The 14861-nt window shown below is 28.0% G+C and carries 24 protein-coding genes; 10 read left to right on the forward strand and 14 right to left on the reverse strand.

Annotated features, from left to right (window positions below):
• Positions 1-15 precede the first annotated feature (15 nt).
• On the reverse strand, positions 16-783 hold the full coding sequence (gene hisA / locus HA152_RS04310) for a 1-(5-phosphoribosyl)-5-[(5-phosphoribosylamino)methylideneamino]imidazole-4-carboxamide isomerase (RefSeq protein WP_209133906.1): 768 nt from the start codon (positions 781-783) through the stop codon (positions 16-18).
• Positions 784-875: 92 nt separating this feature from the next.
• Here hisA and HA152_RS04315 point away from each other — a divergent pair, with 92 nt between their 5' ends.
• The gene (locus HA152_RS04315) at positions 876-1796 is read left to right on the forward strand and encodes an NAD-dependent epimerase/dehydratase family protein (RefSeq protein WP_209133908.1); all 921 of its coding nucleotides are present in this window, start codon (positions 876-878) and stop codon (positions 1794-1796) included.
• On the opposite strand, the gene pgsA is transcribed toward HA152_RS04315, so the two are convergent.
• Positions 1770-2309 carry a CDP-diacylglycerol--glycerol-3-phosphate 3-phosphatidyltransferase gene (pgsA, locus tag HA152_RS04320; protein ID WP_209133910.1) on the reverse strand — a complete coding sequence of 180 codons (540 nt, stop codon included), beginning with the start codon at positions 2307-2309 and terminating at the stop codon, positions 1770-1772. The genes HA152_RS04315 and pgsA overlap by 27 nt on opposite strands.
• Before the next feature lie 184 nt (positions 2310-2493).
• Here pgsA and HA152_RS04325 point away from each other — a divergent pair, with 184 nt between their 5' ends.
• Positions 2494-3105, forward strand: a complete 612-nt coding sequence (locus HA152_RS04325) for a PCC domain-containing protein (RefSeq protein ID WP_209133921.1) — start codon at positions 2494-2496, stop codon at positions 3103-3105.
• 10 nt (positions 3106-3115) lie between these two features.
• Here the strand turns inward: HA152_RS04325 and HA152_RS04330 are convergent, their stop codons facing one another.
• From HA152_RS04330 to nth, 3 genes are read right to left on the reverse strand one after another with little or no spacing between them, the layout of a single operon-like run.
• Positions 3116-3304: a hypothetical protein gene (locus HA152_RS04330; protein WP_032518806.1), complete on the reverse strand. Its 189-nt coding sequence runs from the start codon at positions 3302-3304 to the stop codon at positions 3116-3118.
• Between the two features lie 26 nt (positions 3305-3330).
• Positions 3331-3990 (reverse strand): SDR family oxidoreductase, encoded by a 660-nt coding sequence (locus HA152_RS04335; protein WP_209133923.1) that lies wholly within the window; start codon positions 3988-3990, stop codon positions 3331-3333.
• A 35-nt stretch (positions 3991-4025) separates the two neighbouring features.
• A complete protein-coding gene (gene nth / locus HA152_RS04340) occupies positions 4026-4679 on the reverse strand; it encodes an endonuclease III (protein ID WP_209133926.1) in 654 nt (217 codons plus the stop codon).
• Positions 4680-4774: 95 nt separating this feature from the next.
• Here nth and HA152_RS04345 point away from each other — a divergent pair, with 95 nt between their 5' ends.
• Together HA152_RS04345 and HA152_RS04350 are read left to right on the forward strand one after the other, a co-directional pair.
• Positions 4775-5833, forward strand: a complete 1059-nt coding sequence (locus HA152_RS04345; RefSeq protein WP_209133928.1) for an ABC transporter ATP-binding protein — start codon at positions 4775-4777, stop codon at positions 5831-5833.
• Positions 5834-6076: 243 nt separating this feature from the next.
• Positions 6077-6631, forward strand: coding sequence for a ferritin (locus tag HA152_RS04350; RefSeq protein WP_209133931.1), 555 nt, complete (start codon positions 6077-6079; stop codon positions 6629-6631).
• Here the strand turns inward: HA152_RS04350 and HA152_RS04355 are convergent.
• Positions 6617-6904, reverse strand: coding sequence for a hypothetical protein (locus tag HA152_RS04355; RefSeq protein WP_209133934.1), 288 nt, complete (start codon positions 6902-6904; stop codon positions 6617-6619). The genes HA152_RS04350 and HA152_RS04355 overlap by 15 nt on opposite strands.
• A 4-nt stretch (positions 6905-6908) precedes the next feature.
• Positions 6909-7496 carry a Crp/Fnr family transcriptional regulator gene (locus tag HA152_RS04360; RefSeq protein ID WP_025933439.1) on the reverse strand — a complete coding sequence of 196 codons (588 nt, stop codon included), beginning with the start codon at positions 7494-7496 and terminating at the stop codon, positions 6909-6911.
• Positions 7497-7649: 153 nt separating this feature from the next.
• Here HA152_RS04360 and HA152_RS04365 point away from each other — a divergent pair, with 153 nt between their 5' ends.
• The gene (locus HA152_RS04365; protein ID WP_209133936.1) at positions 7650-7838 is read left to right on the forward strand and encodes a hypothetical protein; all 189 of its coding nucleotides are present in this window, start codon (positions 7650-7652) and stop codon (positions 7836-7838) included.
• Here the strand turns inward: HA152_RS04365 and HA152_RS04370 are convergent.
• From HA152_RS04370 to HA152_RS04380, 3 genes are all read right to left on the reverse strand, one after another.
• Positions 7831-8619 carry an ABC transporter ATP-binding protein gene (locus tag HA152_RS04370; RefSeq protein WP_209133938.1) on the reverse strand — a complete coding sequence of 263 codons (789 nt, stop codon included), beginning with the start codon at positions 8617-8619 and terminating at the stop codon, positions 7831-7833. The two genes, HA152_RS04365 and HA152_RS04370, sit on opposite strands and share 8 nt — an antisense overlap.
• Positions 8620-8723: 104 nt before the next feature.
• Complete coding sequence (locus HA152_RS04375; protein ID WP_209133940.1) at positions 8724-10046, reverse strand: Rieske 2Fe-2S domain-containing protein; 1323 nt, start codon at positions 10044-10046, stop codon at positions 8724-8726.
• Between the two features lie 158 nt (positions 10047-10204).
• Positions 10205-10399, reverse strand: coding sequence for a hypothetical protein (locus HA152_RS04380; RefSeq protein WP_209133942.1), 195 nt, complete (start codon positions 10397-10399; stop codon positions 10205-10207).
• A gap of 364 nt (positions 10400-10763) precedes the next feature.
• Between HA152_RS04380 and HA152_RS04385 the strand changes: the two genes are divergently transcribed.
• A complete protein-coding gene (locus tag HA152_RS04385; protein ID WP_209133944.1) occupies positions 10764-11105 on the forward strand; it encodes an RNA-binding protein in 342 nt (113 codons plus the stop codon).
• Positions 11106-11126: 21 nt separating this feature from the next.
• Here HA152_RS04385 and HA152_RS04390 read toward each other — a convergent pair whose 3' ends face one another.
• The 3 genes from HA152_RS04390 to HA152_RS04400 all read right to left on the reverse strand — a co-directional run bounded on the left by HA152_RS04390 (position 11127) and on the right by HA152_RS04400 (position 12190).
• Entirely contained in the window at positions 11127-11366 is a 240-nt protein-coding gene (locus tag HA152_RS04390) for a hypothetical protein (RefSeq protein ID WP_245211202.1), read from the reverse strand.
• A 281-nt stretch (positions 11367-11647) separates the two neighbouring features.
• Complete coding sequence (locus tag HA152_RS04395) at positions 11648-11944, reverse strand: hypothetical protein (protein WP_209133946.1); 297 nt, start codon at positions 11942-11944, stop codon at positions 11648-11650.
• Positions 11945-12040: 96 nt separating this feature from the next.
• The gene (locus HA152_RS04400) at positions 12041-12190 is read right to left on the reverse strand and encodes a hypothetical protein (RefSeq protein ID WP_209133948.1); all 150 of its coding nucleotides are present in this window, start codon (positions 12188-12190) and stop codon (positions 12041-12043) included.
• Between the two features lie 76 nt (positions 12191-12266).
• Between HA152_RS04400 and HA152_RS04405 the strand changes: the two genes are divergently transcribed.
• The 4 genes from HA152_RS04405 to HA152_RS09970 all read left to right on the forward strand — a co-directional run bounded on the left by HA152_RS04405 (position 12267) and on the right by HA152_RS09970 (position 14116).
• Positions 12267-12665 carry a hypothetical protein gene (locus tag HA152_RS04405; RefSeq protein WP_209133951.1) on the forward strand — a complete coding sequence of 133 codons (399 nt, stop codon included), beginning with the start codon at positions 12267-12269 and terminating at the stop codon, positions 12663-12665.
• A gap of 126 nt (positions 12666-12791) precedes the next feature.
• Positions 12792-13106 (forward strand): hypothetical protein, encoded by a 315-nt coding sequence (locus HA152_RS04410; RefSeq protein WP_209133953.1) that lies wholly within the window; start codon positions 12792-12794, stop codon positions 13104-13106.
• 405 nt (positions 13107-13511) lie between these two features.
• Positions 13512-13685, forward strand: a complete 174-nt coding sequence (locus HA152_RS04415; RefSeq protein ID WP_209133955.1) for a hypothetical protein — start codon at positions 13512-13514, stop codon at positions 13683-13685.
• A 251-nt stretch (positions 13686-13936) separates the two neighbouring features.
• Positions 13937-14116: a hypothetical protein gene (locus tag HA152_RS09970; protein ID WP_075440696.1), complete on the forward strand. Its 180-nt coding sequence runs from the start codon at positions 13937-13939 to the stop codon at positions 14114-14116.
• Positions 14117-14150: 34 nt separating this feature from the next.
• On the opposite strand, the gene urtE is transcribed toward HA152_RS09970, so the two are convergent.
• The gene (urtE, locus tag HA152_RS04420) at positions 14151-14861 is read right to left on the reverse strand and encodes an urea ABC transporter ATP-binding subunit UrtE (protein WP_025894429.1); all 711 of its coding nucleotides are present in this window, start codon (positions 14859-14861) and stop codon (positions 14151-14153) included.

Genomic DNA, 14861 nt, shown 5'->3' on the forward strand with positions numbered 1-14861 from the left:
AATTTTTATACTCTTTTAAGCGTAGTAATTTGTGTTTAAATCAAAGTCATTTAGTCTCTCTTCTGACAATATATTATTCGCTTCGTTTATCGTGAATTTATTCTCATAAAGAGCTTTACCTACTATTACTCCAAAGAGTCCAGAGTTTTCATATTTTAGTAACGATAATAAATCAGAAATTGAACCTATACCTCCTGAGGCTATTACTGGGATATCTGTAATTTCAAGTATGCTTTTTATGAATTCTTCATTTGTCCCTTCTAAAGTCCCATCTGTATTTATATCTGTAACAATAAAACTAGCAATTTTAAATGAAGAAAACTCCTTTACTAGATCTGTGGCAAAAATATTAGATTGCTCAAGCCAACCCCTTGTACTAACTTTTCCATCTTTTGCATCTATCCCAACAATTATCCTTCCTGGAAATTTATTTGATAAGTCTTTAACTAGTTCTTTATTTTCTATTGCAGATGTTCCCATGATAACTTTCTCAATACCATAAGAAAATAATTGTTCTATCCTTTCTTGAGACCTTATCCCCCCACCTATTTGAATTGGTATGTTAACTGTTTTTGCAATCTTTTTTATTGATTTATCGTTTGTTGGGGATCCAGTTTTTGCAGCATCTAAATCAACTATATGTATATATTTGGCTCCTTCGCTTTCCCAAAATTTAGCTTGCTCATGAGGCTCTTTTGTGAAGTCTTTTCTTTTATTAAAGTCGCCTTTAAAAAGCCTTACACACTTACCATTCATTAAATCAATTGCTGGTATTAGGTCCATAGAATCATCCTTTTCATTAATTACTTATTAGTAGTACTATTCAATATGTAATTCTATTTAAGATTACTACTTCAGTTAAATATTTTTTGAATATGAAAATTCTTGTAATGGGCGGCACTAGATTTGTTGGCAAGTCTTTGGTTGGAAAGTTATTAAGTAAAAATTATGATATTGATATTTTCACGAGAGGTAATAAAAGTAATCCTGAAAAAACAAATTTAATTAAGGGTGATAGAAATAATTCAGAAGATATCGTCAAGCTAAGAAATGAAAAGTATGATGTTGTTTTTGATATTTCTGGACGAGAGTTAGAACAAACCAAACTTCTTTTAGAAAATTTAGATAACTCTTTCGAGAGATACATATATGTAAGCTCTGCAGGTGTTTATAAAGATAATTGTGAACTACCCTTATCCGAAGTTGATCCAATTGATCCAGAAAGTAGGCACAAAGGAAAGTTTGAGACAGAAAATTGGTTAAAAAACCAAAAAATTCCTTTTACAAGTTTTAGACCTACTTATATTTATGGACCAGGAAATTATAATAAAATTGAAAATTGGTTTTTTGAAAGGTTATTTACTAAAAAATCAATTCCAATTCCTGGTGACGGTTCTTTAATTACTCAGCTAGGCCATGTTTCGGATCTAACTGATGTAATGATTAGGTGCATAAATTTTGAAAATTCCAAAAATAATATTTACAATTGTTCAGGTGAAAAAGGAGTAACAATCAAGGGTTTAATTTATTTCTGTGCAAATGTTCTTGGATTAAACCAAAATGAAATTTCTTTAAGAACATTTGATTATCAAAAATTAGATCCTAAGTCTAGAAAGGGATTTCCAATTAGATTAAATCATTATCAGACTGATATATCTAAGATAAAACGTGATTTAGAGTGGGCGCCTACTTTTGATTTACTTAATGGTCTAAAGGATAGTTTTGTGAATGATTTTAATATTAAAAAGAGTGAGGAGTTTGATGAAAATTCAGATAATATTCTTTTTAATTCTTAAATAGCCTAATAAAGTCACAAAAGTCAGGATGAACCCTAACCAATAAAAAATTAAAGCCAAATTATTAAAGAAGCTAATTTTTAATGGTGTAAAGAAGGTAATTACTGAAATGAAGAAGAAAAATGTTTTATATTTTCCTAACATTGATGCTGGTAAACCGTCTTTTGTAGAGTTCCTTAGGCTAGAGATAATTAATTCTCTAAATAAAATTAATGACAAAGACCAGAAGGGTATAAAATTATTTTTACAAAGGAAGGTCAAAGGAATTAAATAGAATACTTTATCGCTTAAGGGATCAAGGATAGCTCCTAATCTGGTTTTAAGATTAAATTTCCTTGCAATTAACCCGTCAAAATAATCAGTTAAGCCTCCAATAATGATCAATATAAAGACATAAAAAGGTCTGTTAGTTTCTAAAAAAAGTATTAATGGAAATACAAGGAAAAGTCGAGATATCGATAGTAAATTTGGAATATTCAATGCCAATTTTTTAAGATTTTTTCTTAATAACAAATTAGTTTTTGTATATAAAAAATATATTACACTCTCAACAAGCTTAATTTTTTAGGAAAAATATTAGATGGTTTTTGATTCTAGATTCTAAAATTTAATTTAAATATGAATCCTAAAGATTATAAACTCAACTTCTCTTTATGAATGATGATGTTTTATATTACAAAATTATTCCTTATATCTAATGCAGCCTCATAGCCTAAAGCTATCTCCAGAATCTGATTTGATAAATTCAATTAAAGAATATTCTTTATCGAATAATTTATACGGGTATGTTTCTGGAGTGGTTGGTAATCTTAGAACAGTTTGTATTCAATGCCCAGGTAATCAAGAGATAAATAAATTTGAAGGAAATCTAGAGATAGTTTCTTTAAATGGACATTTTAATAAAGGAGATGTTCATTTACATTTGAGTTTTGCAGATGAGGGATGTAATGTGTTTGGCGGGCATCTTGAGGAGGGATGTATTGTAAAAAAAGGTACTGATGTATTATTACTTTCTTTTGAACAGAAAATTATTAATATCTCAAATCATGATTTAATCACTAATGAATCACGTGTAAAAGCATATATTTTAAAGGATTGTCCTTGGTCTAAAAGAGCAATTAGGTTGCTTAATTCTTTATCTATCCCTCATGAAGTTACTCTAATAGACAATGATGAGAGCTTTCAAAAAATTATGGCTCAAAGTAGCCATAATACTTTCCCTCAAATATTTTTGGATAATAAATTTTATGGAGGATATGATGAACTTTCAGAACAAGCAAAATTGGATAACTTAATTTCATTTAAGTAATCTAAATTTTTTAAATATCACGATTAGTAAGCTTTTCAGCAACTAATTCGTCCTCTAACTGCTTTATTAATCTTGATACAAGACTTTGAAATTCTGGTTGACAGCCTTTAAATGCAGCTTTATGTCTTATTGGCTCATTTCTAGTTCTTAAATCAGTAAGCATTAATTGTAATGCATCAATTTTGGGATTTATTTTCATAGTTTTAATTTATATATTTACATCTTTTAAATCATTTGCATAGCTTTTTTAAAAGATATCTTTTTATTATCATTCGAACTTGTAACTTCTATTAATTTATTTATGGATTCTTTGTTTTTTAAAGAATCTATACAACATTGCGCAACTAATCTCCTTGGGATTGATCCATTAATTTGAGTATCCTCTTTTGAATAATTTATATTTTCTGATTTAATATCTTCATTTTCCTTTAATCCTCCAGGTCTAATAATAGTCCATTCAAAATTTGCATTGCGTAGAAAGTTTTCACCTAATTTCTTCCAAATAAGAATTAAGCCAAATAAGTTTAATGGGTGAAATAATTTACCAGTACAAAGGGAACTAACTAAAATAACTCTTTTAATACCAACTCTTTTGCAACTCTCTAATTGCCTGTATACACCTAATGCATCAACCTTTGCGGGACCAGTTAAATCTAATGATGCTCTCGCTCCAGTCGCAATTATCAAAGCATCAATATCTTTTAACGCTTCATCAAGTTCTCCTTTTTTGTCTAATGAAATCCTAATTGTTTCTAAACGCTCTAGTCCTGCTGAGACTTTTGAATTCTTTCTGATGATTTGCCTTACTTTATATCCTTTCTTAACTGCTTCTTCGGAAATTCTATAACCTGTTTTCCCCGATGCACCAGTAATTGCTATTTTCATGATTAAAGAACTAATTTAAATATTATATAAATTTCTTAAGGCTTTTTACATATAAATTTCTTTTTTCTTTTGGGATAAAGAGTGCGACATAAATAACATTTTGTTCCATCACAGCCTCTTGCTGTACAGTATTCTCTGCCATAAAAGATTATTTGCAAATGTAAGTTATTCCAATCATTAACAGGAAATATTTTTTTTAAGTCTTTTTCTGTTTGAACTACGCTATCGCCATTTGATAGACCCCATCTTTGTGCCAACCTGTGTATGTGAGTATCGACTGGGAATGAGGGTATTTTAAACACTTGAGACATTACAACTGAGGCTGTTTTATGACCTACCCCTGGAAGAGATTCAAGCTTCTCAAAAGAATCTGGGACCGTACCATTATGCTTCTCAATCAATAATTTAGATAAGTTATAGATGTTCTTTGATTTTTGATTAGATAGACCTAAAAATTTTATGTATTCGTAAATGCCATTAATACCTAGCTGTATCATCTTTTCTGGATTATCTGCAACTTTAAATAAGCTTTTTGTTAATTCATTAACTTTCTTATCTGTTGATTGAGCACTTAAAACTACGGCGACTAGAAGAGTATAGGCATTTGTATGATCAAGGGGTATTGGAGGCGATGGATATAGCTTTTTGAGTTCCTTGCGTATTATTTCTGCTCTTTCAGACTTTCTCATTAAATTTAAAAATAAAATGGTGTATAAAATTATACATGGGATATTTTAGGTGAATATTTTCTGCTACCTTAATATATTTGAATAAGAAGAACTTAGTGAAAAATGATGCGTTAACAATTGATGATTTGCATCATAAATACGATAAGAGAGAATGTTCAAATTGGATATTAAACGAAATTAATCTGAAAATTGAAAATGGCGAATTGTTAGGGTTACTTGGTCCTTCTGGTTGCGGAAAAACTACTCTTTTAAGATTAATCGCGGGGTTCGAATATCCCTCTAAAGGGAGGATTTCTCTAAATGATAAGGAAATTTCTAGTAGGAAAAAAATTCTTAGTCCTGAGAAAAGAAATATTGGTATGGTTTTTCAAGACTATGCACTTTTCCCTCATTTAACTGTTTTGGAAAATGTAATTTTTGGGTTGAAAAACAAAAAAGACAGATCTAGAGTTGACTATTTATTGAATGTTGTTGGTCTTGATAATTTTGTTGAAAGGTACCCACATGAACTGTCTGGAGGCCAAAAACAAAGACTCGCAATTGCGAGAGCTCTTGCTCCAGGTACAAATTTTATTTTATTAGATGAACCTTTTTGTAGTCTTGATATGCATGTCAAACTAAAATTGAGAAGTGAACTCCCTAATATCCTAAAAGGTTGTAATGCAAGCGGATTGATGGTTACTCATGATCCGGAAGAAGCGATGTCAATTTGTGATAAGGTCGCCGTTATGAATGATGGGAAAATACATCAAATTGATACGCCAATTAACCTTCTAAATAATCCCAAGACCATATTTGTTAGTAGTTTTATTTTGGGTAATAATATTATTAATCTCAAAAAAAATGGTAATTCATATATTTCTTGTTTAGGTGAAATAAATTGTTCAGAGTATTTGAAAAATACAGGTATCAAAAGTATGTCAATTTCGCCTAAATTTATTTCAATTAAAAGATCAGAATCTGGTGAGGCGATTGTTATGTCTAAAGAATTTCTTGGAGAATTTCTTATATATAAAGTATCTATTAATGGAAACATATTGCGGGTTAGAACTGATATTAATAATCTTCTAAATAATGGTGATAAATGTTCTCTTTCTATAAATAAAAATAGTTTTTATTTTTTATATCCTGGAGCACATAAGGTAAATATATAGAATTTATTTATAGGCAATTACACTTGCCTCCCTTCCAATTAGAGCATTTTTTCTTTTTACATTTCTTTTTTTTACTTTTATATATTTTTTTAGTTAATAGCAGTTCAGAAAAACTGTACTCTGAATTCATTTATAGTATTGCGAGTGATTTTCATTATCATATTATTTAATTTAATTTAAAGTATTTATTAATTACTAATTTATACAAAATGTTGTATTATTTAGTTAGATACTTATCTGAAAATGAATGAAAATAATTTAAAAACAAAGAAATTAATTAATTTTGGTCCATCTGGAAGAGCTGTCGCTCAACCAATAGACAATAGTTTATTGGATAACATTTTTGAACATCTAACAATGGAAAGATATGCCAATGTTCAATATTTTTCTATGTATCTATGGTTTCAAGAACGTGATTTAAATGGATTTGCCTCTCATTTTCTAAGTGAATCACAAGGTGAAATGGAACATGCTCAGAAATTTGCAGATTACTTAATCGCAAGAGGACAAAGCGTAAAATTAGATGAAATTCCTGCACCCGTTCAAACATGGGATTCAATAGAGGAGCTGATTTCTTATTCTTTCAACATGGAGGCTGATTTAACTTCATCTCTACAACAACTTTATTCAATATCAGAAAGAATTTCAGATACAAGAACTAACGTATTTTTAGATCCAATTATAGAGGCTCAAACACAATCAGAAGATGAATTTGCCAACATACTGGGCAAAGTAAAGTTTGCTTCTAATCAACCTTCGGCGATCTTATTAATAGATAGTGATTTAAAGAAAAAATAAATTACTTTCAAATTTATTTTCATTCAATGTCCTTTTGGTTATTTCAAAAAGTAAATTCGAAAAGTTGATTTTCTCATTATTTTTATTTAAGGTTTCAGCTATTTTATGAATCTCATTTACTCTTTTAAAAATATTTTTGTTTTCAGTAAGTAACCTTCCCTTCAATGCTTTATTCTCTGTGGTTTTGTAGGATTGCTTGATATTTCTGAGTCTATTCGATAAAACATCAACTTCCATTAACAAGTTGTTAGTAAGTGATTGTGATTCCTTCATATTTTTATAGGGGCGATGTTTCAATAAAAGAAGGTGCAACACTTACTGTTTGGGTTCCAATAGGAGCTATTAATAACTCAGATGATCTTAATTTAGAAATTAATCTTGTCGATGTTACTCGTGTAGAACCGATTAATTCACCAATCCTTTCATGAGTTAACCTAAAAGGTAACTCACACCATTGACCACATCTTCTACCTAGACGATTTACTAGTATTGAAAACAACGCTTGTAATCGCTGTTCTGCATTTCCTAAGTGTCTAATTCTAAGAAGTTGCAAAGTCCATTCATTTACTGCATCGAAACCGATATTCTCATCAATATTTACATTGCTGTGAAACGACAAATCTGTTAGTGCTTCAACGCAGACCCCTTCACTACATAAAAGGTCCGTTCTTAATTGATCACCTGATTGTAAAAATGCGAGTGTCATCCCTTCAGTTTCTTCACAAGGACAATAAACTCTTGCAATTCCACTTTCAACTTCTAAGCATGTCCCTTTTGGTCTTGATGAAGGATCTATTAATACGGATTGTCCAGTTATTATCCTTACCGATTTTGACGGAGATTCTCCATAACTATGGAAATTCATTAATTTAAATTTGATAATGAGAATTATTATCAATTATGGACTAAAAAATTACTTATTGCAATAGATTCTCATTATCATAACAATTCTGATGTTTTTCTTTACATAGTTTTTAGGAATATAATTTAGATAGAATTACTAAACTTTTTATTCTTTATGAGCGCAAATAGAGTTTGTTTTAATTGTGGAAGTTCTTCATTCGTCTCAGATCGATCTTTAGGAGGTAGGATTGTATGCTCTAAATGTGGATCTTCTTCATTTAAAAATAAATCCTCTTCATTTTTAAAAAGTAAAAAATTAGTATTTCTTGCTATTGCGATAGCTATTTTTATAATTGTTATTTAGATAATCTGTTTATATTCCAAATTCCATTATTATTAGTAACCTCTACTTGAATACTATATAACTTATTAAGATTTTCACTATTTATAACCTCATTTTGATCTCCATCGGCGATTATTTTGCCATCTTTTAGCATTATGACTCGATCATAAATTTTTGTAATTGTTGAAATATCATGAGTGACACATAAAATTTTTGTATTTAATTTTGACAATTCATTAACCTTATCAACTACAAAAAACTTTGATTTATAATCTAAATTTGCAATTGGTTCATCTAGGATTAAGATTTCTGGTTTTTTGATTAATGCCCTTGCAATAAGGGAAATTTGTTTTTCTCCATCAGATAAATAGGAAAAATTCTTTTTAGATAAATTTGATATATTCATTTTCTTCATGATTTCTTCCACCTTATAAGAATCTCTATCAGATTTATTTTGTACGTAACAATATCTGCCATACAGTCCACTTAAAATTAAATCAAATACTTGTAAATTTGGATTTATTCTATTTTTTATATCATTATTTACGGTACTTATCTTTTTTCTAAGTTCCCATAAATTTATAAGTTCTTTGTCAAATATCTTCAGTTTCGATTCATTAGCTACTACTGGGTATAAGTTTCTATTAATTATTTCAATTAGAGATGATTTACCTGAACCATTTGGTCCAATTAATATTACATTTTCTGAATAAGATATCTTTAAATTTAAATCTTTAATTACTCTAAAGCCATTTCTAAAACAATTTATATTTTTTGCGTCAAACCAAAATTTATTAAACACTAAAACTTATTACTCCAAAATATAATCAATTGAATCGAGCTTAAAATAAATATAAAGAGATAAAGCCAATTCAACCATGAAGGTCTATCTACTTTCTTCATGGATTATATTATTAACATAAAAAATATAAGCGGAGCAGCAAATCTTACAAATGTTTTTCTAATAATATCTATATTATTTGCAATTTCTAACTTCTTTATTTCAGGAGGATATTTCAATATAACTTTGTCATATACATCAAGATTTTGGGTTTTGTTAATATTTTTCCATGGTTCATCTTTATCTTCAGACTTCTTGTACCACTTCCAAAAATAATTTATTATCCTATCTTCTCCCAATAATTTTATTTCATCCTTACTTATAAATCCCATATCGTGATTATATGTTTGTGTTTTTAAAATCATATAATCTTCATCGAAGATCTTATAAAAAATCTTTCTTTGAGTCTCTTTAAATAATAAGAGGTTATTAAGTAGTTTATTTTGTAGAAATTTCCTGTAATGTCTTACTATCACTCTTGCTTTGTTGTTTCCTAGAGGGATATGATCTAAAACTTGTAAATATCTTGATGAGGAAGGATCGCCTTTGTAAATTAATATTCTTCCTGGAGGTATGTACTTAATGCGAATAAATTCTTTTTTAGGGTCATTCTTGTAATAATAAATACTTTCAATGTATGAGGGATTAATATTAATTTTCTGGGTAAAACTAACTAATACGTTTTTATTCACATCTTTATCTGGGATTGTATCGCCATGAACCCAAAAGATATGAAGGATATCTAGGTGATTTTCAATGATCCTTGACCAATCACATTTGAAGTCGACTAATACCTCCTCAAAGACATAATCCATATATGAAAAACCATTTTCATATAATTCGTAGTTACTTATAGGTGTATCTTCACTTATATTATTTAAATCAGTCTCAGATTTTTTAGAAAAATGTACAAAAATATATCCATTTTTTTCTGAAGTTTTGTATTGAGATAAATGAATACTTTTGGCGTAGTTATCGTAGTTATTATCAACTATATGGCGACATGTTATTCTGTCGAGATTTTGGCAACTTCCTCTAGATGAAAATTTAGCTCCATGATATGGGCAGGTTATTACTCCATCTGATAATGTCCCTCCAAAAAAGGAGGCCCCTCTATGTGGACAAATATTTTTAATGCACCTAACGTTTTTATTTTCATCTCTATAAAGAACAAGAGGCTCATCATAGAGTGAAAAATAATATAACTTATTTTTTTTTAGTTCTTTAGAGGGACAAATTGCATACCAACCAAATAAACCTATATTTAAATCTTTTTGAGTTTCTCTAATATCAAACGAGTCAATTTTTACTACCGTTCCTTTTTTAAATGGCTTAAGAACGGTATTAAAGTCTTTTGATTTAAAAAAATTAATTTGTCTGTTTTCCATAAATTAATTTCTTTTTTTAAATGACTGTTTATCTTTCGGAACTATAACCCAAGTAAATAATCAATTTCTTATAAAAAGAAAATTCTCTATTATTTGTAGCAATATTTATGTAGCTATAGAAAAATATTGAGTCTCTATCGTATCTATGTATCTTTATTTCATATTTTTTGTATCTTTTGTGATTCTTTCAAATTTTTTATGTAATCAATAGCATCATCAATATTTTTGTGGAAATTACATTGACCCAAATAACAACCTATAAATCTTAAAAATTTTCTCTTTCCACCACTAATTTCATATCTATGTATTGTTCCGCCATCTATAGGAGCATAAATAAGTTCTGGTAATGCCATATTAATTTTGTATTTAATACTTAATTTAAAAATAATTCATGTTTAAATACATTTCCATAGCTCAATACATATATTTAATAATTAATTTACTTATTTTATATAAATATTTATTGAATACCCATGTATTATTTGTTATCTATTAATTATTGATATGGATTTTTGATGCCAAAAGCATTTAGGCGTTTTTTAAAAAAATTACCAAAAAAAATTCAAACTATAAAATACTCATTTAGAGAGTTTTTATCATCCAAAATATGAAATAACTGTTCTGGTTAATAAATTTTTAATTTCTATAATTTTTAATAAAACATAGTCGGCAAAGTTAAATTTTAAACTATATTAAATTTGCAATTTTTGAAATTTTATGATCAAAAGGGTTTTTGCGATATTCACTTTAACTTTTCTTTTTCTATTTAGTAGTCCAGTTCACTCATTAGATACTTCTTCAAAAACTCTTGAAAAGTATACTAAAAAGATTTCTAGCAAGTTCACTAGAACTTACTGCAACACTTCCAACTTCGGTATTTCTTATGAAGGAGCTTTGGCATTTGCTATTGGAGAAACTAATAAGGAATTTAAAAATAATAAACTCAATAAGTTGATAGATTATTCTTTACTAAAAAATTCAATAGTTAATGATTTAGAAAATAATTGCCAGGTTTATGATTTCGATATTAGTAATTTAGAAAATTTGAAGATTAACTAGAAAATGTATATTGTATGAGTCTTATTTTTTTCCTATCCAATCATTTGGTTTCTCCATCATCCATTCGAAAACTCCCTTGGCATCAAGGTTTTTAGAAGCATAAATAAATAAAATTGGAAATATTAAAATTACTGCGCCAATAACTGCTAACTCTATTTTACCGATCCCCATCTCAGTAACTGTTAAAGCAAAATAATTAATCATTATATTTATTGATTTAAAATTTATTTCTACATAATTTATGAAAAAATTTGTATCCATTCACTTATTTATAGAATATCTTAATTATTTATAGCGAAGGATATTTGTATAAAGTACCTATTTTATTGATGAAGAAATTTTAATAATTTAAATAATAGGCTTCTGTTTGATGGGTTATGATTCGTGAAATTATTATTTTTACACCTATTTTTGCATTATTGATTGGATTTATAGTATTGAGAATATTAAATAAAAGAAAGAGATCAGCTAAAAGTATTTATAAATTAATAGATGATTTGGAAAAAAAATACATATATTGATTTCTTTTATAAGAAAAAAGATTAATCAAATTCTATTCCAACTTCTTCTTTTAAATCTCTCTCCAAATCTGGAAGATGAGGTTCTACCCAATGATCTTTGTTATCAATTCCTGCTGCATTTACATAATTCATAATATGTCGATCCACTTGCTTGTAAAGATCATGCAAATTTAAATCCATACGAATATCATGTGCAATTTCAGAGACTTGTTTTTCTGTTAGACAATGATCTGGATGAAGTAAATCACAACATGGGATTCTCTTCTCGATCAATTCATTTAGATTGATTTTTATTTCGTAATCTTGATGGACAGTCATTGAATTAATAGCTTTTTTACTTTAATTCTAATTATGTTTAAGGTTTTGTATATCTTTAGTCAAGAAACAAAGTTCTTTAATGCATATAAGGTTATTTTAAATAAATAGATCTTCCAAATCTTTATACAAATCATCATGCTCTTTTTGGTTTTCTATAAGTTCATGGTTATCCAGTGAAAGTTCTTTTTTTGAAGTATAGAATAGATATCCAAGGGCTCCTAAGAGTAATGTTGTTGGTAAAATCATTAGCATTAAATTGACTTATAATGAATATAGTGCAACACTTATTACAGTCAAGTGCTGAACTTTAATTAATTTTTAAATGCCTACCAAGAAAAAACGAGTTGGTTTTATTCCTAGAGAAGATGTTATGAGAATAATTGAAAAGTTAAGCACAGAGAATAATTTAAGTAATTCAAAAATAATAAGTATTTTGGTAGAAGAAGCACTTTCTAAAAGAGGTATATTTAATAAAAAAAATGGTAAAGTAACCAAATCATATCAATCAAATGAGGATATTTCAAATAATTCATTTGATAATTCTGGTGACTTTCCAGATAATGCAAAACTCTCAATGCAAACTAACTTAGGAAATCATTTTATTTCTAGTAAATCAACCTATTTAAATGAAGAGAATCAGGAGGCTTTTGACTTGCAAACTTATAAAAAGTTTTTATCATTCCTAAAATTTCAGGAAATGATGGATAAATATAACACTTAATAAGGTGTTGATAAGTGATGCACTGTGCGTTAAATTTAATTTGTACTTTCTAGGAGATTTTCATATAAAAATTATTTCACCATTTCAAAAATCTAAATTCAACAATCTATAAAAATATTTATTCCTATGAATTCATCCCTCCCAGTTCTATCTGTAAATCTACTTCCTCCAGAAAAGTTATATTGTAATTTTAGTTATTGGAGTTCTTTGTTCTCTCAGGATATGCAAATTTTATGGGATAGAGCGCATGGAGTACCTTTAGAAAAACTGCCAAAAGGAGTTTCTGATTTGATTTTTCCGTATTTATTGCTTGCACTCTCAGACTATAAGACTTCGCAAATAAATAAAATGAATGGAATAGGATTAGACAATCTATTAATCCTTTGGTTTGATAAGTACTTATTAAATAAAAATGGTTACTTCGAGCTAATTAAAAAATAATATTTAAAATTAGCTATTAATATCAAATTTTATTGCTATAAAAATTTATTACTTTTAAAATATTTTTTAGTGATTCTTTCCTAATTGGCACATCAATAGTCTTGCTATAAATATATTAAAAGGTTTGTTGATGCATTCTTTAAATTTCTTTTTAGCAAATATGTGTATTATCGTTTTGATAATGCACATTAGGAGTGATATTAAATTAAGGAAAGCGAGATAAATGAAATTTAATTCAAAAACCTTAAGCTTGATATTAAACCTGTTATTTTGCTTGTTTATATTTATTATTTAATTTTTTAAGTATTAATTAATTAATTTTCAAAAAAAGATCAAAAATTAATATTTAAATTTGGTTGACTTTTATTGTGAATGCGATGATAATGGCAAAAATAAATTTTTATTGTGAATCTTCTTTCAGATACTTTTGATGATTTTGTTGATGATCTACTTTCATCCGATGTTAATTTATTAAAAGGGGAACTTGATTTTCTTCTTATGCAATATTTATTTAATTCTTTAGATTTGAAGCTTATAAATAAAAATGAAACTATAGATGAGGAATCATTAGCTGCTTAATTTTTATGAAATTTTTTTATGAAAGATTTTGGGTACCAGTTTTTGGTTATATTTTATCTAAATTTGTTTTTTTAATAGAAGGTAAGAAGCAGGACCCTAAAAAAAAATAGATTAATTTTTTTTTTCTTCATTAGGTATTTTTAAATACATAATCTATGTGAATATATTTTGATAACAACAAAAGTAGTGCTTTAATTTTAGGAACATATGCATGGTTGAGATATAACTTAATTGCTTTTTAGCAAATTAAAATGAACAAAAATAATATGTTGAAGCCATATACAGTGCATTATCGCGATTTTCAAAATATAAGATTGGAAAATTGTTTTTATGCTTCTGACGCTTACGAGGCTAGAACACTAGCAATGGAATTTAATAAGTATATAAATGAGCATCCAAACAGCATAGACCTTATAAGATGCGAAAAATGAATACTTATTTTTATTAATTTAAAATTATAATCTTTTAAACACTCAAGAATTTATCAATAACCGCTTGACTCAACTCACTAGTATTTCCACTGGCAACAATACCTCCGCGTTGCATCGCATAATATCTATTGGCTTGTCTTACAAAATGCAAATGTTGTTCAACTAATAAAACACCAATTCCTGTATCTCTAATTATCTGGTTAATTGCATTTTCAATGTCTAAAACTATATTTGGCTGAATACCTTCCGTTGGTTCGTCAAGCAATAGAAGTTGAGGTTTGCCTAGCAATGCTCTTGCAATAGCTAATTGCTGTTGTTGTCCTCCACTAAGATCTCCTCCTTTCCTTTGAAGAAAATCTTTAAGTATTGGGAAGAGATCATAGATAAATGGATCTATTTTCTTGTTCTTAGATAATCCACCTGGTAGAGACTCCATCCCTAACATAAGATTCTCTTCAACTGATAGGTATGGAATAATTTCTCTCCCTTGAGGAACGTAAGCCATTCCTTTCCTGGCCCTCTGATGAGGTGCTTTTCTATTGATATTTTCACCAATTAAATAAATATCTCCTTTTTTTTGTTTTAACAAACCAATTAGTGATTTCAATAAAGTTGTTTTGCCAACTCCATTTCTTCCAATCAAACAAACCATTTCTCCTGATTTAACGTTTAAATCTACATCTCTAAGAATATGGCTCTCGCCATAATAAGTATTTAACGATTTTATCTCGAGTAAATTTTCCAT

This window comes from Prochlorococcus marinus XMU1412, assembly GCF_017696315.1.
In the GTDB taxonomy this organism is placed as follows: Bacteria; Cyanobacteriota; Cyanobacteriia; order PCC-6307; family Cyanobiaceae; genus Prochlorococcus_A; species Prochlorococcus_A marinus_AF.